At 63.9% G+C, this 18,841-nt stretch carries 13 protein-coding genes and 1 tRNA gene; 8 read left to right on the top strand and 6 right to left on the bottom strand.

Annotation, left to right across the window (positions count from 1 at the left end; translation table 11 throughout):
• Window positions 1-16: 16 nt before the first annotated feature.
• The gene (locus tag ACSVHC_RS07845; protein WP_437772409.1) at window positions 17-2,278 is read right to left on the bottom strand and encodes a prolyl oligopeptidase family serine peptidase; all 2,262 of its coding nucleotides are present in this window, start codon (window positions 2,276-2,278) and stop codon (window positions 17-19) included.
• Window positions 2,279-2,337: 59 nt separating this feature from the next.
• On the opposite strand from ACSVHC_RS07845, the gene ACSVHC_RS07840 reads away from it, so the two are divergent.
• On the top strand, window positions 2,338-4,329 hold the full coding sequence (locus ACSVHC_RS07840) for an FAD/NAD(P)-binding protein (RefSeq protein WP_437772410.1): 1,992 nt from the start codon (window positions 2,338-2,340) through the stop codon (window positions 4,327-4,329).
• Window positions 4,330-4,449: 120 nt separating this feature from the next.
• Here ACSVHC_RS07840 and ACSVHC_RS07835 read toward each other — a convergent pair whose 3' ends face one another.
• From ACSVHC_RS07835 to ACSVHC_RS07825, 3 genes are all read right to left on the bottom strand, one after another.
• Window positions 4,450-8,949 (bottom strand): ExeM/NucH family extracellular endonuclease, encoded by a 4,500-nt coding sequence (locus ACSVHC_RS07835; protein ID WP_439180781.1) that lies wholly within the window; start codon window positions 8,947-8,949, stop codon window positions 4,450-4,452.
• Window positions 8,950-9,228: 279 nt separating this feature from the next.
• Window positions 9,229-10,008, bottom strand: coding sequence for a VOC family protein (locus tag ACSVHC_RS07830; protein ID WP_437772412.1), 780 nt, complete (start codon window positions 10,006-10,008; stop codon window positions 9,229-9,231).
• Window positions 10,009-10,133: 125 nt separating this feature from the next.
• A complete protein-coding gene (locus ACSVHC_RS07825) occupies window positions 10,134-11,012 on the bottom strand; it encodes an undecaprenyl-diphosphate phosphatase (protein WP_437772413.1) in 879 nt (292 codons plus the stop codon).
• Between the two features lie 109 nt (window positions 11,013-11,121).
• Here ACSVHC_RS07825 and ACSVHC_RS07820 point away from each other — a divergent pair, with 109 nt between their 5' ends.
• The gene (locus ACSVHC_RS07820) at window positions 11,122-11,895 is read left to right on the top strand and encodes a potassium channel family protein (protein ID WP_439180780.1); all 774 of its coding nucleotides are present in this window, start codon (window positions 11,122-11,124) and stop codon (window positions 11,893-11,895) included.
• 36 nt (window positions 11,896-11,931) lie between these two features.
• Here the strand turns inward: ACSVHC_RS07820 and nirB are convergent, their stop codons facing one another.
• Entirely contained in the window at window positions 11,932-14,550 is a 2,619-nt protein-coding gene (nirB, locus tag ACSVHC_RS07815; RefSeq protein ID WP_439180779.1) for a nitrite reductase large subunit NirB, read from the bottom strand.
• A 279-nt stretch (window positions 14,551-14,829) separates the two neighbouring features.
• Between nirB and nirD the strand changes: the two genes are divergently transcribed.
• A complete protein-coding gene (gene nirD / locus ACSVHC_RS07810; RefSeq protein WP_437772416.1) occupies window positions 14,830-15,198 on the top strand; it encodes a nitrite reductase small subunit NirD in 369 nt (122 codons plus the stop codon).
• Window positions 15,199-15,367: 169 nt separating this feature from the next.
• Here the strand turns inward: nirD and ACSVHC_RS07805 are convergent.
• Window positions 15,368-15,455, bottom strand: a tRNA-Ser gene (locus ACSVHC_RS07805).
• Window positions 15,456-15,569: 114 nt separating this feature from the next.
• Between ACSVHC_RS07805 and ACSVHC_RS07800 the strand changes: the two genes are divergently transcribed.
• Genes ACSVHC_RS07800 through ACSVHC_RS07780 form a run of 5 tightly spaced genes read left to right on the top strand, consistent with a single transcriptional unit; the run spans window position 15,570 to window position 18,804 of the window.
• A complete protein-coding gene (locus ACSVHC_RS07800) occupies window positions 15,570-16,553 on the top strand; it encodes an NAD(P)H-quinone oxidoreductase (protein ID WP_437772417.1) in 984 nt (327 codons plus the stop codon).
• Between the two features lie 35 nt (window positions 16,554-16,588).
• Entirely contained in the window at window positions 16,589-17,170 is a 582-nt protein-coding gene (locus tag ACSVHC_RS07795) for a PadR family transcriptional regulator (RefSeq protein WP_437772418.1), read from the top strand.
• Between the two features lie 34 nt (window positions 17,171-17,204).
• Entirely contained in the window at window positions 17,205-17,663 is a 459-nt protein-coding gene (locus ACSVHC_RS07790) for a GNAT family N-acetyltransferase (RefSeq protein ID WP_437772419.1), read from the top strand.
• Between the two features lie 26 nt (window positions 17,664-17,689).
• Complete coding sequence (locus tag ACSVHC_RS07785; RefSeq protein ID WP_437772420.1) at window positions 17,690-18,343, top strand: bacterial proteasome activator family protein; 654 nt, start codon at window positions 17,690-17,692, stop codon at window positions 18,341-18,343.
• Between the two features lie 8 nt (window positions 18,344-18,351).
• On the top strand, window positions 18,352-18,804 hold the full coding sequence (locus ACSVHC_RS07780) for a hypothetical protein (protein ID WP_437772421.1): 453 nt from the start codon (window positions 18,352-18,354) through the stop codon (window positions 18,802-18,804).
• Window positions 18,805-18,841: the final 37 nt, after the last annotated feature.

Genomic DNA, 18,841 nt, shown 5'->3' with positions numbered 1-18,841 from the left:
CTCCCCGTCGAGGGCGCTAGTGCCCCGAGCCCTCCTTGCCCGCAAGCGCCCGCCACAAGAAGTGTTGGCTGCGGGCTTGGAGTGAGGCTGCCTGACGGTTGTCCGATGCTCCGGCGTGACCACCTTCAAGTGCTTCGTGGAACCACACGTTCGGGATGCCCATTGCCTGCATCCGGGCTGCCATCTTCCGGGCCTGGACCGGGCCCACACGGTCATCGGAGGTGGCCGTCCAGATGAACGTCTCCGGGTACTCCACGCCGTCGCGCAGCAAGTGGTACGGCGAAAAGGTGCGGATGTACTCCCACTGTTCCGGGACGTCGGGATCGCCGTACTCGGCAATCCAGGAGTAGCCGGCCGAAAGCTTGGTGTAGCGGCGCATGTCCAGCAACGGGACGCCGCAGGAGATGGCTCCGAACAACTCCGGGTACTGGGTCAGCATGTTGCCCACCAGCAGTCCGCCGTTGGAGCCGCCCACGCAGCCGAGCCGCCGCGGACTGGTGACGCCCCGCGAAATGAGGTGCTGGGCCACAGCGGCGAAATCCTCGAACGCGCGGTGTCGATTCGCCTGCAAGGCTGCGCGGTGCCAAGCGGGACCGTACTCGCCGCCGCCGCGGATGTTGGCCACGACGTAGACGCCGCCACGTGAATGTGCCGCAGAGCCGTCTTCGGACGGGATGCTTTCGGTCCGGCGTTCCAGCCAGGCGCGCCCGATGGCTCCGCTGTAGGCCGGGGTCCTAGAGACTTCGAAGCCGCCGTAGCCCGAGAGCTGAGTGGGGTTCTCGCCGTCGAGGTCAAGATCTTTGGACGCCACCTGGAAATAGGGCACGCGAGTGCCATCTGCGGAGATGGCGAAGTGCTGCTGGACCTCGTAGTCCGCCTCGTTGAAGAACGACGGCGAGGACTTCACCACTGCGTGCGTGCTCGCCACCCCGCCGTCGTGGCCTGCGTCGAGCGTGTAGCTGGCGATGCCCGGGGACAGCGTTCCGCGCATGAGCGTGGTGGGGGTGGTGAAGCCCGTTGCGACGAGCCAGTAGTCGTTGCCGGCGTCGTCGCCTTCCACTTCGTCCTCATCGTCGACGGCGTAGGCGTTCACATCGTGCAGCGGCGGGGACGCATCCAACAATGTCGAGGCCCACCCACCCGCGGAGTCCTTGCGGGCCGGGTCGAGCACCCTGATTTCGGAAGAGACGTCGTGCAGCAGGTTCAGGAGGAGGTAGTTCCGGGTCCAACTCCACGACTGGAGGGACGTGTGTTCATCCGGGGTGAAAAGCATCGTGAAATCGCGTGCCCCGGACAGATAGCCCTCAAAGTCGGCAGCCAGCAGAGACCCGGCGGGATAGGTGGTTCCGTCCACGTTCCAGTCCTGCCGCGGTCGGAACATGAGCCATTCGCGGTGCGAACTGAGGTTGACGTCGGTGGGGACATCGATGGCCAGCCACGCGTCGTCATGCAGAACGGAAGTGGTCCGGTTGAAGAAGTCGATCCAGTCCACGGCGAAAGTGCGTTCGAAACCCGGGGTGGAGTCGTGGGCGACGAGGGACATCATGTGGTCTTCGGGGATCTCGAAAATCCGCTCCGCCTCAGTCAAGGATTGGCCGCGACGAAGCTTCACCCCGGTGCGCGCGTAGGACGAGCTGGTTTTCGGCAGGCCGTCGGCGGTGGTGGCAACCAACAGGGTGTCGGCATCGAGCCAGCTCACGTTGCCCTTCGCGGTCGGAAGGTCGAAACCGCCTGCAGCCGGGTCCACGAAGGTGCGGGTCTCGACGTCGAACTCGCGGTGGCGGTTGGCGTCACCGCCGTCGGGGGAGAGGGCGATGATGGCGAGGCGGTGCGGTTCGCCTTCGGCCGGGCGCAGGAAGTTGGCGCCGTGGAAAACCCATTCTTCGCCTTCGGCGGCGGCAAGTGCGTCGATGTCGAGCAGCACGTCCCATTCCGGGGCATCGCTGAGGTAGCTTTCCCACGTGGTCCGGCGCCAGAGGCCCTTGGGGTTCTGCTGGTCTTTCCAGAAGTTGTAGTAGTGCTCGCCACGCTTGTTGACCATGGCGATCCTGTCCGTGGAGTCCAGGACCTCCAGGATTCCGGCTTCCAAAGCCGGGTAGTCGGCGTCGTCGAGCAAGTCTTCGGTGCGGGCATTTTGCTCCCGCACCCAGGCCAGCTGTTCCCCGCCATGAATGTCTTCGAGCCAAATATTCTCGTCGACAGGTTCGGGGGTGATTGCGGTTCCCTGGGCAGTTTCGTTGTCGGGCGCGGGCGCTTGATCAGCTGCTGTGGTGGTCATCCCTCATCCTAGAGTGACTCTCTGAGAAGGAAGCAAGTCACAAGAAGTTAGGCTTGGGCGTGGGTAAATCGCAGAACATTCGGGTGGGGCTGATCGGGGCAGGTCCCCGCGGCACCAGTGTGCTGGAGCGTTTGCTCGCCAATTGGGCCGCGACGGAAACCCAAACACGTTCCTTGCACATCGACGTCGTCGACTCCTATCCCGCCGGCCCCGGGCACGTCTGGCAGCCCGAGCAGTCCCGGCTGTACCTCATGAACACGCAGTCGTTCTACCCCACGTTGATCCCCGAGGACGAACGACTCGCGCCGCCTTTGGCCGGGGGCTCCTTTGAGCAGTGGCGGGCGAAGCAGCGGTCAGGTGGCGGTCCGGGCCTGAGCGACGAGGAACGGGCCGAACTTGCCGTGCTCGCCTCCCACGACTTTCCCAGCCGTGCCCTTTACGGGCGGTATTTGCGCTCGACGCTGGAGGAACTGCTCCACCGTGTCCCCGCCGGCGTTGAGATCGCCTTCCACCGGAACAACGCCGTGGCGGCGCGTCCCCTCCCGGGCGGGCCGGCGGACGGTTCGCCGGGTGTGTCCACGGGCGGAGGGTTCGACGTCGAACTCGACGACGGCGCCCGGCTCACCGTGGATTCCCTCGTCCTCGCGCTGGGCCACCTTGAGTCCCGGCTCAACCCGGAGCAGCGTTCGTTCAGGGAGGTGGCGTCGGAGCTCGGGCTGCTATACGTCGCGCCCGCCGCACCTGCCGACGTGGACTGGGTGCTGGTGCCGGACGGGGAAACCGTCCTGGTCCGCGGCATGGGCCTGAATTTCTTCGACGTCATGGGCCAGCTGACGGAAGGCCGCGGGGGACGATTCGTGCCGGCTGAAGACGGTCTCCCGGGGAAGCTTAAGTACTTTCCTTCGGGCAGGGAACCGAAGATCATCGCGGCATCCAGGCGGGGAACTCCGTACCGGACCAAGGCCGGGTTGGACGGGTACTATCCCAAGTCCGTGCGCTTGCGGTATCTGACCGAGAGCGCGGTGGAACGCTTCGCCGCGGCAGGCATCCAACCTGGCTTCGACCACGATCTTTGGCCCCTCCTGCATCGGGACGCCCTGTGGGCCTACTACTCAACGTTGGTCGTGGCGGAACCCGTGGCCGTGTTTGATGCGAACGAGTTTCTTGCTGCCCTCGAAGACTTGTTGCAGCCGCACGCGCATGCCACCGGGCGATGGGAAAACCAGGTCGCAGAGCTGGTTGCCACCCACGTTGCAGCGTCGCGCCGCCTTGACCTGCTGGGCCTCGCGGCGCCCTTGGCCGGGCATTCCTTCGCGTCCAGGAAAGAACTCGACGCCGCCGTCGTCGACTATCTGGACGACGATGCCCGCCGCTCCGCGCTCGGAGAGTCAGATCCCGTGAAGATGGCCATCGGTGCCCTGCACGCGGGACGGGCCATCCTGAAGAGCGCCGTGGCCGACGGCGGCATCACGGACGAATCGTGGGTGGGCGAGCTGCGGGGCTGGTTCGAATCCTTCGTTGAGGGACTCGCGAGCGGTCCTCCCGCCCTCCGCGCCGAACAGTTGGCCGCTTTGGCGCGTGCCGGCGTCGTGAGTTTCGTTGGCCCGGATCCGCGATTCAGCGTTGATCGTTCCAAGCGCGTCTTCCGCGCGGTATCGGCCTGGGTGCACGACGACGCCGCGGAAGCCAGGACCCTGATTGAGGCCATGTCTCCCGCGAACCGCGTTGGCGTGAGTGTTTCTCCGTTCCTGCGTCAATTGCTGGCCGACGGATTGGTGCGGCCCAAAGTGATGATGACTGCCGAGGGAATGCCGGTGCAGACCTCCGGCTTGGACGTCGAGCCGCACCCCTACCGGCTGGTGGGCGCCAACGGTTCAGTGACTCCGGGGATGTACGCCCTTGGCCTGCAGCTTTCCTCCACCCAGTGGGGGACGGCCATCGCCGCCGAAGCCCGACCTTCCGATGGCACCGGCTACCGAAGCGGCCAACGGACCCTCCGCGACGCCGACGAAATCGCCAGGGACATGCTCGGCCTTCCCCTCGAAAAATGAGCATGCTCCGCCAAGAAAAATGAGCATGCTCCCCGCCCGATCCAACAAGTGGACATAAACCTGATATGTCCATTCGTCCGGGCCGGGGGAGAGCATGCTCATCCGGGGTTGGCGCTGCGGCTAGCCCCTAAGGCACTTCTGGTACTCAAGCCATGCGAAGGCGTATTTGATCCAGCCGAGCACGTCGTACCACTTGCTCGGCATGACGGGTGCAGTGCACTTGGGAGGCAGAGGAGCGGCAACCTTGACTGCAGCTTTGACTACCGTCCCGGACTCGACGGCGGTCAGCACCAGGGTTCCTGTTCCGGCTGCCGCTCCCGCGGGTACCTTGACGTTCACTGAGGCGGCACCGAAAGCGACGCTCACCGTTCCCAGTTGTGTCGCGACCCCCTTTGCATCCGTGAAGATTGCCTTGAGAGAGGTGTTTTGCGGGCTGCCGAGCGAGGTCAGGTTCAGTTTGGAGACGGACAGGGCCATGGCGTCACCGCTCCTCACCTCTGCTGCCGTGGTGTTTACGACTGCAAGGGAACGGCGGGCGAAGTCCGGTGACACTGGATTGTGGGCCTGCAAGTACTTGATCCACGCGTCTCGATCCACGAGTCCTGAGTCCTTGGTGTTGCTGCCTTCCTTGAAGACCCGGAAGTTGTCGCCGCCAGCGGCCAGGAAGCTGAAGGTTCCGATGCGGTACGACTTCGCGGGGTCGATGAGCGCCCCATTCACCCAGATAGAGGTGATCAGGTCGCCCGCAGCACGGGCGGCGTCGTACGTGTAGTTCACGTTCTTGGACACGCCTAGCTGCAAGTACGGACGGCTCGGCACGGAACCATCGGCGTTGGTCTGCCATTGCTGCTCAAGAAGCGACTTGAACTTGGCGCCCGTCAGCGACGTGGTCCAGAGATTGTTCACGAACGGCAGCACCGCGTTGGCTTCCGCGTACGTGATGGTGCCGTCGGGTGCGTAGTAAAGCTCGTTGCGCAGGCCGCCGGGGTTCACGACGCCGATCTCGGCCCCGCCAAGTTCGGGTGCCTTGAGGGTGTCCACGAGAGAATCCGCCACCAGGTTGCCCAGTGTGGATTCGCTCGCGCGGTCATCGCGCTTGGGAGTCCCGCCCGCGGGGTCCGGCGTGAACGCCGTGGTGATGTCCGCGGTGACGGCGCCGACCGGCTGATTGCCGACGACGGCGGCATCGGCCAGGGCCTTGTCGACGATGGCCTTGACCTGTGCAACACGGGGGTAGGTTCCGGACATGTCCGTTGTGGAGCGCTTGACGTTGCCGGCGGTATAGGCGGTCACGGCCATGCTCTTGGTATCTACAGTCAGCGTGATGCTGCCGATGTTTTCGCCGTAGTTGCCCGTCTGCACGATCGGGCGGGTCTTGCCTGTCGGCAGGCCGTTGGCGTCAAGGACTGGTGCGTCCCAGGCGTATTCCTTGTGGGTGTGGCCAGTGAAGATGGCTGCCACATCCGGTGTGGTTTCCTTCACGAGCTTGGCGAACGGCCCGCCCGCAGCAACTTCCTGCTCGATCGTGGCACCTTCCGGGGTACCCGCTCCGGCGCCGTCGTGGATTTCCGCGACAATCACATCGGCCAGCTTGCCGGCCTTGATCTTGGCGGCAACGCGGTTGACGGCGTCCACAGGGTCACCGAATTCAAGATCCGCGATGCCGGCCGGGCTGACCAGGGACGGGGTCTCCTGCGTCACGGTGCCGATGACGGCCACCTTGACGCCGTTCATGTCCAGAACCGTGTATTCGGGCAACACCGGTGTGGTGGTGCCCTTCTGGTAGACGTTGGCACCCAGGATTGGGAACCTCGCGTTGTTCCCGCCGGCGATGACGCGGTCCCGCAAGTCCGCCCATCCGCCGTCGAACTCGTGGTTGCCCACTGCGGACGCTTTGAGCTCAAGCGCGTTCAGCACATCGATGGTCGGCTGGTCCTTGGCCACCGCGGAGGCGAAGAGTGACGCGCCGATGTTGTCTCCCGCCGAGATGAAGGCGGTTGAACCGGGCGCGGCAGCGGCCCGGAGTTGTTCGATGGTGCTGGCGAACAGGACGGTGTTGCTGTCGATGCGTCCGTGGAAATCATTGATGCCCAGGAACTGCAGGTCTACGCTGGCCGGCGTGGTCGGCAGGTTCAGGCCGACCACCACGGGGTCGTGGTCACTCGCCCGGAACTGGTCCGCGGCGTAGTAGTTGCCTACGTTGTTGTTGTACCTGCTGTACTCGAAGGCGACCGACTCCACCGAGTTGATGTTCCAGATGTCGGTTCCGGTGACCACCTCATGGGCGGCGGGAGAGGCGAGGATGTGGTCGAGGGATCCGACCATTCCGCCGAACAGGTACGAGTGCTTCCCGGTGCTTGTTTCCAGGTCCGCGTAGCCGGCCCCGGTGAGGACGTTGATCGGGTCTTCTTTGGAATAGGCGTTGAAATCGCCGATGAGGAATACCTTGTCGGTGCCCTTGGAGGACTTCAACTGATCGGCGAAGGTCAGGAGCGACTGTGCCTGCTTGGTGCGGGCAACGTTGGAGGCGCCTTGGCCCTTGTCGGTGTCGTCCGGTGTTACTGCCGAGCCCTTGGACTTGAAATGGTTCACGATCGCGATGAACTTCTTTTCATCGCTGGCCTCCACGGGCTTGAAGACCTGGGCGAGGGGCTTGCGTGCGCTGGCGAAAGCGACAGTGTCGTTGTGGATGATCGACTCACCCAGTGGTTCGGCGCTGGCCTTCTTGTAAATGAACGCCGTTCGGATCATGTCCTCGTCGCTCAGCGGGGGAGCATTGGCTGGCGTGCGGACGTAGTCCCAGATACCGGGGGTTTCAATGTTGAGGGAATCCACCAGCTTCGCCAGGGCATCATCGCGGTTCTTGCCGAATTGTGCCGAGTTCTCGATCTCCTCCAGGGAGACGACATCGGCGCCGGACTTGGTGATTGCAGCCACGATCTTTGCTTGCTGGCGCTGGAGGTTCTCGGCGTTCGCCGCACCGCGGGCGTTGCAGCCGTCCTTGACCGTGATCGGATTTCCGTCGCGGTCAGTGTAGTAGGTGCAGCCGCTGAGCTGGTCACCGGTGGTGGGGAAGTAGTTCAACACGTTGAAGGAAGCGATCTTCAGGTTGCCGCCCACGTTGGCCGGGGCCTCGGGACGGCTACCGGTGAAGCTGACTGGCTGCACGGAGTCCGCGGTGGCCGGGGTCAGCTGGGAGAGCGGCTGGAATTTCCAGGCGTTGTTCCCGTAGCCGAGGATCACGTTGGTGCGGAAGGTCGCAGCCGATCCGACCCGGACAGGATTGCTCGTGGTCAGGTAGGGGAGCGGCTGTGCCTTCGTGGAGGCGTCCTTGAGGAAGTTGGTGGACGCGCCGTCGTCGAGTTTGATGCCGCGCAGTGCATTGTCGGCAACCACGGCGTTGTATTCCGCTGAGCCATAGTTTGCTACGGCAGTGGGCTGGACCAAGGGGGAGGTCCCTGCCGCCAGGCCGATTTCGCCGTACTGGTTCAGTGAATAGTTGTCCGTCACGGTGAAGGTGCCCTGGGGTGCCAGGAGCATGCCTTCATAGCGCTCGCGGGTGGTTTCGTCGGCCGGAAGTGCGAAGTTGCTGGGCTTGACTTCGGGCGCGGCTTCGCTGAGCTTCTTCACTCCAGCTGCGTCTGCGGTGAGCTGGGTCTGGTTGGAGAACTCGCTCACCGTGCCGGTGAGTTCGAGGTAGTCGCCGATCTGGGTGCTTTCCACGGTGGACGGTGAGTAGACGAAAATTGCGTCCGACGCCGTCCTGGCCGCCGGATCAGTGTCGCCGCCGGTTCCGGGGGTCTGTACGTAGTAGCCGTTGAATCCGCCCGTTGCGTAGACGGCGGTGACTTTGCCGCGGGTGGTGACCATGGCACCGGTGAAGGGGCTGGCCGCTCCGGTGCCTTGGATTTCCGCAATGGTCTTGTTCTCGGGCGCGGCGGGCGGAGGCGCTGTGGCTCCTGCCGCCGTCGGGGTGATGGCGGCGCTGAGGCTCAGGTCGGCGGCGTTGTCGTTGGTGTCCGCGCCGTTGCTCCGGTTCAGGCTCCGTACGTCGGTGTTGTTTGTCGGTGCCAGGGCCGCCGCGGTCTCAAAAGTGTTGCTGCTGCCGTAGCCGAGGAGATCGGCTACGGCAGAGTTGCCCACTACGGAACCCGTGGGGAGCGGGTTCACTGCAGTGCCTTGCTTCGCAAGGACGATGGTTCCGGCACTTCCGCTGGGGTTGAGGGTGCCGGAACCGTCGACGTCGGCAGCCGGCAATTCTGCCGCCGTCGAGGTTGAGCTGTTGCTGGCGCCCTTGATGAGGAAGTATCCCTTGGCCGGGATGTTCCCGGTGAGGGGAGTGATGAAGGTGGGCGGATTGACGTTGCTCGCCGCGCGGTATTGGAGCGACCAGCCGTTCAGGCTAACGGCGGAGTCCGAGTTGTTGTACAGCTCCACGAACTTGTTGCGGAAAGCAGCTCCGGCGCTGCCTCCGCTGAGATAGGCCTCATTGATCACCACCGACGGGCCCGTCGTGGGGGGTATATCGGCTGCCAAGGCCGGAACGGTGGCGAGCGGGGCTGCAAGCAATCCCGCCGACACCACCAAACCGACTAGAAATTTCCCATTTTTGAAATGCATCAGCTCTGACTTTCAATTGGCCCTGTGGGGCACAGTGGAAGACGCCCGCCGTGTGCGTCGGCGGGCGGTGATCCGGGCTTTACTCCGGTGGGGATATCACGCTCGGCATCTCATCAGTCGTGGGTGAATACCGGGTTGCCATATGGTGACGGCACAAACAAGAGAGAGCATGCCCTCCCTTTGAGGCGGGGAGTGGACATAATCCCAATATGTCCACTCCCCGCGTCGTGGGGAGAGCATGCTCTCTGGTGGGTGGCGGGCTGCGCCTAGCGGTTGGGCCTATGCAGCCTGGTTTTGGATGAGTTTGAAGATCGCACCCGTCGGGTCTGTCAGGGTGGCCATCCGGCCGTAGGGAGTGTCCTCAGCCGCCTGGACGACGGTGGCGCCAAGGGAGACGGCCTGCTCGATGGTGTCGTCGACCTTGTCCACCGCGAAGTAGACGCCCCAGTAGGACGGGACCTCCGCCGGGAGGAAACCGGAGGCATCCATGATGCCTGCCTTGGAGTCGTCGCCCGCCCCGAGGGTGGTGTAGCGGAACTCCGGGGTATCGCCCACTACGGTGGTTTCCCAGCCGAAGACGTTCTGGTAGAAGGAAACTGCCGAGTCGTACTCCTTGGCGAAGAGCTCGTGCCAGGCGGGTGCGCCGGTTTCGGCAGCCAGCTGATAGCCCTTCATCTCGCCGAACTGCCAGGCACCGATCGCTGCTCCGGAGGAATCCGCGTACATTGCCATGGTTCCCTGGTCCGGCACTTCCATGGGTTCCATGTAGACCTGGCCGCCGTTGGCGACGGCCGCTTCGGTGGTGGCCTTGATGTCGTCAGTGCGCAGGTAGGTGGACCAGACATCGGGCATCTGCGCCATTTCTTCCTGCTTCTGCATGATCCCGGCCACCATCTTGCCGTCCTTCGAGGCCGTGATGTAGCCGCCGTACTTTTCCTGGTCCCCGGTCTCGTAGGTCCAGCCGAAGAGCGAGTTGTAGAAGGACTTTGCCTTCTCCGGGTCCGAGGTCATCAGGTCGATCCAGCAAGGCGAACCGGGGGTGATGTCAGGCGTAGGCATGTTTGCTCCTGTGTCGTTTACCGCGGTTGTTGCCGCGGTTTCATGAGTGGGTGGTGGAGACAGACAAAACCCTATGCGGGGCCTCCGACAGTTTCAATGCCTTGGCTCGATGCCTTCAGCGGAACCTAGCCCATGACGAGCATCAGGATGAAGTAGATCGCTCCGCCGACCACCGAGTAGATGGCGAAGGGCGTCAAGGTCCGGGTCTCGAAGAAACGAAGCAGGAACTTGGTGGCGAACCATGCCGCGACACCCGCGCACAGCGCGCCCACCAGGAACACTCCACGCTCGTCGGCCATGGCCGGGGTGAAGAGTTCAGGCAGCTTGAGCACGGCGGCAGCGCCGATGATTGGCGTCGCGAGCAGGAAGCTGAAGCGCGCGGCGTTTTCATTGTTCATCCCGGACAGCAAGCCTCCGGCCATAGACGAGCCGGAACGGGAGATGCCCGGGATGAGGGCCGCTGCCTGGGCGGTTCCGATGGCCAAGGCGCGTTTCCACGGCAGGGTGGCGATTTCGGCGTCGGAAACCGTTGCGGTGGCCGCGTGTTCTGCTACACGGCGGCTGTCCCTGGTCCGCAGACGCTCGGCTGCAAAAAGGATGAGACCGTTAAGCACCAGGAAGGCGGCAGCGATCAGCGGCGAACCGAAGAGGTTCCGGATGGGCTTTTCCAGGACCAAACCGATGATTCCGGCCGGCACGGTTCCAACCACGAGGAGCCAGCCGAGCTTTGCGTAGGTGTCCGACGGAGCAATCTTCCGGTCCCGGATGGAACGGCCAAGGCCCTTGGCGATTTCAATCCAGTCCCGGAGGAAGAAGAAGAACAGCACAATTGCTGTAGCCAGGTGGGTGGCTATGAGGAAGTTCAGGAATTCGGGCGCCTTCTGGTCCAGGCCCCAACCGAACAGTTTGGGCAGGATGACGCTGTGGCCGAGGCTGGAAATCGGAAAGAGTTCGGTGATTCCCTGCAGCAGGCCCATAACGATGGCCTGGATCATATTAATCATGGGTTCGATCCTAGCCAGTACCGGTTACTGGGAGATGAACGTTTGCTGGGAGGCAGCCGTGTGCCAGCAGGTGAACGCGGTTAATGGGGTAGGTGACTAATATCGACCAATGACTCAAGAGCGATGGCGGCGGGTTTCCGAATGGCCCATGGTGGCGGCAGCGGTGCTGTTCCTGGTGGCCTATTCATTCCAAGTGATCGCCAATCTCAGCGAGGCCCAATCCACGGTCGTTGACACCATCATCTGGGTCACCTGGCTGGTGTTTGCCCTGGACTATGCGATGTGCCTCGTCCTGGCGCGGCGTCGCGCCCAGTGGTTCGTGCGGAACCTGCACGAATTGCTGATTTTGGCCCTCCCGGTCCTCAGGCCCTTGAGGTTGCTGCGGCTCGTGACACTCCTGAAGCTGCTTCATCGTACCGCCGGAAACGCCATGCGGGGCCGCATCCTCACTTTTGTCCTTGGGTCCGCGGCCCTCCTGACGTATTGCGGTGCCCTCGCCGTGCTTGATGCTGAGGAGAACGCCGCGGGCGCCAACATCACCAACTTTGGCGATGCCATCTGGTGGGCGATGGTCACCATCACCACCGTCGGCTATGGGGACCACTACCCGGTGACGGTTGTGGGCCGCTGCGTTGCCGGGGGTTTGATGGTCTGCGGAATCGCTGTCCTGGGCGTCGTGACCGCCTCGGTTGCCTCGTGGCTCGTTGAACAGGTCTCAACCGGAGCTGCGGCGGCCGCGACAGTCGCCGAGGAGCCCATGAAACAGGAGATCCGCCGGTTGGCAGAACAAGTCGAACGACTTAGCGCGCTTCTGGAAAACGCCGACGGCGAGCCACGGGGCGGCGTGGTCGGAGCCCGCGGCGACCACGCGCCGTCGCCCTAGCTCGCCGTCCGCATAGCCCTCCGCCGAGGTGCGTTCTTAGTCCCTTCCGCGGACGGGGATGCTCGCGGAAGAAATCAAGACGGCGCTTTTTTCTTCGTTGGTGGCGGGGCGGATCTGGCCGCGTTCGGGGACGAAGACGATTGCCTCGTCTTCTTGCTCGGGGGCGTTGACGAAGGAGCGGAAGCGGCGGAGGCGTTCCGGGTCCTTCAGGGTCGCCGCCCACTCGTCCTCGTAGGACCCAACGTGCTTGGCCATGGCGGCTTCGAGCTCGTCGGCGATGCCGAGGGAGTCCTCGACGACAACCTCGCGCACGTGCTCCAGGCCGCCGTCGAGCTCTTCCTGCCAGCGGGCCGTGCGTTGAAGCCGGTCGGCGGTGCGGATGTAGTACATGAAGTAGCGGTCGATGTATTTGATCAGGGTCTCGTCGTCCAGGCCGCCGGCGAGGAGCTGGGCGTGGGCGGGGTTCGCTCCGCCGTTGCCGCCGACGTAGAGGTTCCAGCCCTCCGATGTCGCGATCACGCCGACGTCCTTGCCGCGGGCTTCGGCGCATTCGCGGGCGCAACCGGAGACGCCCATTTTGAGTTTGTGCGGGCTGCGCAGGCCGCGGTAGCGCAGTTCCAGGTTGATGGCCATGGCCACGGAGTCGAGGACCCCGAAGCGGCACCAAGTGGAGCCCACGCAGGATTTCACGGTGCGCAGGCTCTTGCCGTACGCCTGGCCGGACTCCATGCCTGCGTCAATGAGCTCGCCCCAGATCTCCGGGAGTTGCTCGAGGCGGGCGCCGAACATGTCGATGCGCTGGCCGCCGGTGATCTTCGTGTACAGGCCGTACTTCTTGGCGATCGTACCGATGACCACGAGCTTGTCGGGCGTGATCTCCCCACCCGGGATGCGCGGGACCACGGAGTAGGTGCCGTCTTTTTGCATGTTGGCCAGGGCGCGGTCGTTGGTGTCCTGCAGGGTGCCGCGGCCGGCGTCGAGCACGTACGCGGAATGCTGCGACGCAAGGATCGAGGCGATGGTTGGCTTGCAGATGTCGCAGCCCGCTCCGGTGCCGTATTTGGCCAAGATGTCTTCGAAGGAGTCCAGTTCCAGGACGCGGATCGCGTCGAAAAGTTCCTGCCGGGAGAGCTCGAAGTGCTCGCACAACGCCTTGGAGACTTCGATGCCGGACTTCTTCAGTTCCCCTTCGAGGAGCTTCTTGATCATCGGCACGCACGAACCGCACTGCGTCCCGGCCCGGGTGCAGGCCTTGAGGCCTGGCACATCGCGGACCGGCTCGTTGCCTTCGCACGTCCCGCACGCGTTGACCGCGTCCCGGATGTTCCCGGCGGGGACGTTGTTGCAGGAGCACAGGATCGCGTCATCGGGCAGTTCGGTGTCGGGGGCCTCCCCGCCGCCCGCGGCGGTGAGGTAGGCGCCCGGTTCGGCGGGCAGTTCGCGGCCGAGCAGGGGGCGCAGGCTCATGTACGGGGTGGCGTCGCCGACGAAGATGCCGCCCAGGAGGGTCTTGGCGTCGTCGGTGGTGACGATCTTCTGGTACACGCCGCGGGCGGGGTCGGCGTAGACGATTTCCAGGGAGTGCTCGGTCTTGGCGAACGCGTCGCCGAAGCTGGCGACGTCCACGCCGGAGAGCTTGAGCTTGGTGGCCGTGTCGAAACCGGGGAAGGTCGCTTGTCCGCCGTGCAGTCGGTCCGCGACGATTTCGGCCATCGTGTTCGCCGGTGCCACGAGCCCCAGGCACATGCCCTCGAAGTTCGCGACCTCGCCGATGGCGAAGACTCCGGGGATCTCGGTCTCGCAAGCATCGGAAATGACAACACCGCCGCGCTGGCCAAGCGTGAAGACCTGTTCCTCGCCCTCCGCTGCACGGAAGAGCTCATCGCGCGGCCTGACCCCGATCGCGACGATCACGATGTCGGCGTCGATGATGCGGCCGTCGGCCATGAGGACACCGGTGACCTGGCCGTCGTCGTCGGACAAAACTTCCGAAGGGAAGACGCCGCCGTGGATTTCGAAGCCCTTGTCTTTAATGAGGCGGCCCAGTGCCTGGCCGGCGCCTTCGTCGAGCTGGGTGGCCATGAGCCAGGACGCGCCGTCGATGACGATCGGGGTGGCTCCCAACCGCTCCGTCCCTGCTGCAGATTCAAGACCGAGGAGACCGCCGCCGATGGTGACAGCGTTGACCTTGCGGCCCAGCTTTTCCGTGAGCTGCGTGATTGCTTCGTTGATGGCCCAGACGTCTTCGAGGGTGCGGTAGACATGGGTGAGCTCGGCGCCCGGGATTGGCAGACAGGCGGCATTCGAACCCGTCGCAACCACGAGGGCATCGTATTCGTAGCTATTGCCGGCCGCGGTTTCCACGGACTTGGCATCGGTGTTGATCTTGACCACCCGCTCGCCGGTGCGCAAGTCCAGGGCCTCGTGCTCCCACATTGACGCGTGTCCGAGGGTGAGGTCGCAGTCCACCTCGATGAGCGCCTTGCTCAACGTGACCCGGTCATAAGGAAGATGCGCTTCCTCGGTCAGGACCGTGACGTGCCAGCCCTCGAGACCGCGGGTATGCATGGCATCGGCAAAGCGGTGGGCCGCAGGGCCTCCGCCCGCGACAACAATGCGGCGCGGGTTCTCTGAAGGGGAAGTATGTCCGGTCACTGGCGGCCTTTCGCATGTGCCGCAGAACCGTCATCCGCGACTTGTCACTTCAGACTAAAGACACGCAGTTTCGCGTCAGTTTCCCCTTTGTTTCGGGGGCTTAACTTCGGCATCACGGTGAGGATTGCGGCTATGTGAGGTCTCCTTTACGAACAGGACACATTGATTGCATTCCGGCGAAACATCGCAGGCCTACCGTGAAGTTGTGGCCGCAAACGGCCCGTGCCGGCTGGCGGAATTGGATCCGCCGGACCGGCAGGCTTAGCGATAGGGGCTGAAATGACCGTAATTCTGGATCGGCAAAACCTGATGGGCGCACCGACCGCGTCCGGCTGGCACCGCGTCTGCGCAATCGACGAGCTGGAGCCGGCTTGGGGCGAAGCTGCCCTGGTTGGAGGGAAGCAGGTAGCACTTTTCCGCACCACTCCGGATGAGGTCCTGGCGGTATCCCAGCAGGACCCGGCAACCCTGTCCAACGTCATGGCGCGGGGCATCGTCGGTTCCCGGGGCAGCCGTCCCACCATCGCCTCGCCGCTTCACAAAGAGGTCTACGACCTTGAAACCGGCGAATGCTTCACTAACCCCGAACTTCGGCTCGCAAGCTACGCCACCCGTCTGGTGGACGGATACGTCGAAGTAGCTGTCTAGGCTGCTTCAGCTTCCGACGCCAATGGCCGGTTCCGCCCGCGGAACCGGCCATTGGCGTTTCCTCGTGGTGTGTCGGGGGTCCGCCAGCGGGTTTGACGCAAAAGAGGCCGGCCATGGAATCCAAAGATTCGCATGAACCGGCCTCTCAGCCGCGCTGTGTCGCGCCACGCGGAAGGTAAGGGATTTGAACCCTTGGTGCGGGGTTACCGCACACTGGTTTTCAAGACCAGCTCCTTAGGCCGCTCGGACAACCTTCCCTGCCTAGTAGTGTTTCATAGGGAGTTGGCTGCGCCAAAAACCTGTCGCCGCGATTTGCGCGGTTAAGGTGTCTGAAAGGCCAACTGCACTGAGCGAGGGATCGGGAGCACTCTATGAAAGCCGTCTACATCTCCAAACCGGGCGGGCCCGAGGTTCTGGAAATCCGGGACGTCCCTGCTCCGGTTCCCGGCCCCGGCGAGGTTCTCATCGACGTCGTCGCCGCCGGTCTGAACAGGGCGGATGTCCAGCAGCGCCGCGGTTTCTACCCGCCACCACCGGGGGCATCCGAAATTCCCGGCCTTGAGGTCTCCGGCAGGATTGCCGCGTTCGGGCCTGAGGTGAGCAAGCCGTTTTCGGTCGGCGACAAGGTAGTGGCCCTGCTTTCGGGTGGCGGCTATGCGCAGCAGGTTGCTGTCCCGGCGGAGCAGGTTTTGCGATTGCCCGACGGCGTGGATCTGGTCACCGCCGCATCCTTGCCTGAGGTAGCCGCAACGGTTTACTCGAACCTCATCATGACTGCGCAGCTGCAGGCCGGTGAGACGGTACTGATCCACGGCGCCACTGGGGGCATCGGCACCATGGCCATCCAGCTCGCCAAAGCGTACGGCGCTACGGTCGCGACGACGGCCGGAACGGCCGAAAAGGTCGGAACCGCGAAAGCCTTCCTCGGGGCCGACATTGCCATCAATTACGCGGAGGAAGATTTCGTCGAAAGCCTCAAGGCACAAAACGGCGGCAAAGGCGCGGACGTCATTCTCGACGTCGTCGGTGCCAAATACTTGCAGCAGAACGTGGAAGCACTCGCGGACTACGGCCGGCTGGTGGTGATCGGGCTGCAGGGTGGCGTCAAGGGCGAACTCGACCTCGGCCAGTTGGTCAGCAAACGGGCGGCCATCATCGGCACGGCGCTCCGTCCGCGGCCGGTCGCGGAAAAGGGTGTCATCATGAATGCCGTCCGTGAATCGGTCTGGCCGATGCTGGCCGACGGCCGGATCAAGCCGTTCGTGGCCAAGTCGTTCCCCTTGGAGCAGGTCCGCGAAGCCCACGAGTACTTCGATTCCGGCGAGCACATGGGCAAGGTCTTGCTGCTGCTCTAGCGGCGCCCGCCAAACCCGCAGCACGAAGGAGAGCGATGTCCATTCGGTACAGCATCCTGGCATTGCTTCAGGAGCAACCACGCTACGGCTACCAATTGCGAGCGGCGTTCGAGGAACGCACGGGAGCCGTCTGGCCGTTGAACATCGGACAGGTGTACACCACCCTGAACCGCCTGGAGCGTGACGCTTTGGTCCGCAAAGAGGGCGACGACGGCCGCGGCCACGTGCTTTTCAGCATCACCGACGCCGGGACTGCGGAGATCCGTCGATGGTTCGCGACCGCAGTGGATCGTGGAGCGCCGCCGAGGAACGAATTGGCCATCAAGCTGGCGTTGGCCGTCACGACGGCGGGCACCGATGTCCCCGCGCTGATCCAGGCCCAACGTGAGATTTCCTTGCGCGAGCTGCAGGCGTATACCCAGGACCGCAGGGACCTGGCCGCCAACCAAAGAGTGACGGATACGGCCAGGCTGCTCGTCCTGGACTCCTTGATCTTCCATGCCGAGGCGGAGGTCCGCTGGCTCGATCTTTGCGACGCCAGGCTGGTGCAGCAGGCCAATGGCGCCAGCAACGGCATGATCGGAACCGTCCGCTCTACGGGGACACCCAACGCATAGACTGCTCCGCAGGGGAGGTGCTGACATCGAAACATTGACGAATGCCGGCGTCCGGATCCGGCTGCTCGGCCCCGAGGACGCCGACGCGCTGATCCGTCTGGCAGATACGGACAACTTGTTCGACGAGGATCCTTCAGTCGCGCCGTCAGGCGCGTTGACGTACGACGGCGCCCGCTCCTTTCTGGGCGACCCCGGCGTGCTTTTCTGGCTGGCTGAGCTCGGCGGCGAGACGGTGGGATTCCTCCACTGCTGCATTCAGCGCCGTCGTAATGCCGGACCTTGGGCCGAACTGCTCCTCATGGAAATGGGGACTCATGCGCAGTGGCGCCGCCGTGGTATCGGCCGGTCCCTTTTGGCCGTCATGGAGGAGTGGATGCGTGAACACGGGATGGAAGAAGTCTGGGTCCCGGCCAACCTCTATGCGACGGGCTTCTACGAAAAATGTGGTTTCGCTAAGGACGAAGGCGAAATACTCTTCAAGGCACTGGGCTGAGTTGCGGCCCGTGAGAGTATGAACGCATGAGCGATCAGGACGACACTCAACCCAGTGGCGAGAGTTTTGACGACCTCCCGGTGGAGGGCACAACCTTGGACGCTGGCACGGCACAGAGCACATCGGAAGCAGGTCCGAAGGCCGACGGGAAGCCTGGGGCCAAGAAGGGCAGCACCCTGCAGGACCTCGTCGACGAACCGGCCAAGGTCATGCGTATCGGCACCATGATCCGCCAGCTCCTCGAAGAGGTGAAGAGCGCCCCCCTGGACGAGGCAGCCCGCGGACGCCTTGCCGCGATCCACGAACGCTCCATCAAAGAGCTGGAAGAGGGCCTCGCACCGGAACTAGTGGAAGAGTTGGAGCGCATCAGCCTCCCCTTCCCTGAACACGCCACGCCCTCTGACGCCGAACTACGGATCGCGCAGGCCCAGCTCGTCGGTTGGCTCGAAGGGTTGTTCCATGGAATCCAGACCGCCATTGCTGCCCAGCAGGCAGCCCGGGAGCATGCTGTTGCCCAGTTGCAGCTTCGCCAGCTCCCGCCCGGAACCATGATCGCCCCGGGCGTCGTTATTGGCGAAAACGGTGAGCCGCAGCGTGCCCACCTTCCCGGCAAGGAAGCGGAACCCGACAAACCTTCTCGCGTTGAAGACCCGGACCGACACCCGGGTCAATACCTCTGAGCGCTGGGTTGGGATTCTTTGGGGCCGTCCGACAGGGACGGAAGGATGACGCTGAACTTGGCAAAGGACTGTGGCGCCGTGCCCACGATCGCTTCCATCGCGGCCTTGACCGGTACCACCAAGTGCTTGAAGGCGTAGAAGACGAACAGCTTTACGTCGAACTCGTGGCCATTGCGAACGAACTGGCGGACTTGTCGTCCAGGGTGCGTGCGATCTGCGTGGAGGCCCAACTCCAAGCGCCCAGTGATGGGCTGGACATTCCTGGATCGCTCGCGGGCGTCCATCGCGCGCTGTCCAAAGCGGGGAACTCTCTTGCCACCACGGCGGAGGCGGCCGCGATGCTGCGTCTCGCCGTCGGGCCCGTTCCTGTAGGAGCCGTTTCGGTACGACGACGCGCTGAAGCCGTTTACGAGCATGTCGAGGAAGCCGAACGCCTGCTGAGGGCCAAAGCCGGCTCGTAGGCTAATTGGGGATTTAGGTGCAGACGCGTCTATTCCC

This window comes from Arthrobacter sp. KNU-44, assembly GCF_051843155.1.
Classification (GTDB): Bacteria; Actinomycetota; Actinomycetes; order Actinomycetales; family Micrococcaceae; genus Arthrobacter.
This window is presented reverse-complemented; position numbering and strand designations above follow the sequence as displayed.

Excerpts from the sequence above, each read along its gene's own strand:
- ACSVHC_RS07845 (WP_437772409.1), bottom strand. The coding sequence starts at position 2,278 with ATGACCACCACAGCAGCTGATCAAGCGCCCGCGCCCGACAACGAAACT.
- ACSVHC_RS07825 (WP_437772413.1), bottom strand. The coding sequence starts at position 11,012 with ATGATTAATATGATCCAGGCCATCGTTATGGGCCTGCTGCAGGGAATC.
- ACSVHC_RS07835 (WP_439180781.1), bottom strand. The coding sequence starts at position 8,949 with ATGCATTTCAAAAATGGGAAATTTCTAGTCGGTTTGGTGGTGTCGGCG.
- ACSVHC_RS07830 (WP_437772412.1), bottom strand. The coding sequence starts at position 10,008 with ATGCCTACGCCTGACATCACCCCCGGTTCGCCTTGCTGGATCGACCTG.
- nirD (WP_437772416.1), top strand. The coding sequence starts at position 14,830 with ATGACCGTAATTCTGGATCGGCAAAACCTGATGGGCGCACCGACCGCG.
- ACSVHC_RS07785 (WP_437772420.1), top strand. The coding sequence starts at position 17,690 with ATGAGCGATCAGGACGACACTCAACCCAGTGGCGAGAGTTTTGACGAC.
- ACSVHC_RS07820 (WP_439180780.1), top strand. The coding sequence starts at position 11,122 with ATGACTCAAGAGCGATGGCGGCGGGTTTCCGAATGGCCCATGGTGGCG.
- ACSVHC_RS07795 (WP_437772418.1), top strand. The coding sequence starts at position 16,589 with ATGTCCATTCGGTACAGCATCCTGGCATTGCTTCAGGAGCAACCACGC.
- ACSVHC_RS07800 (WP_437772417.1), top strand. The coding sequence starts at position 15,570 with ATGAAAGCCGTCTACATCTCCAAACCGGGCGGGCCCGAGGTTCTGGAA.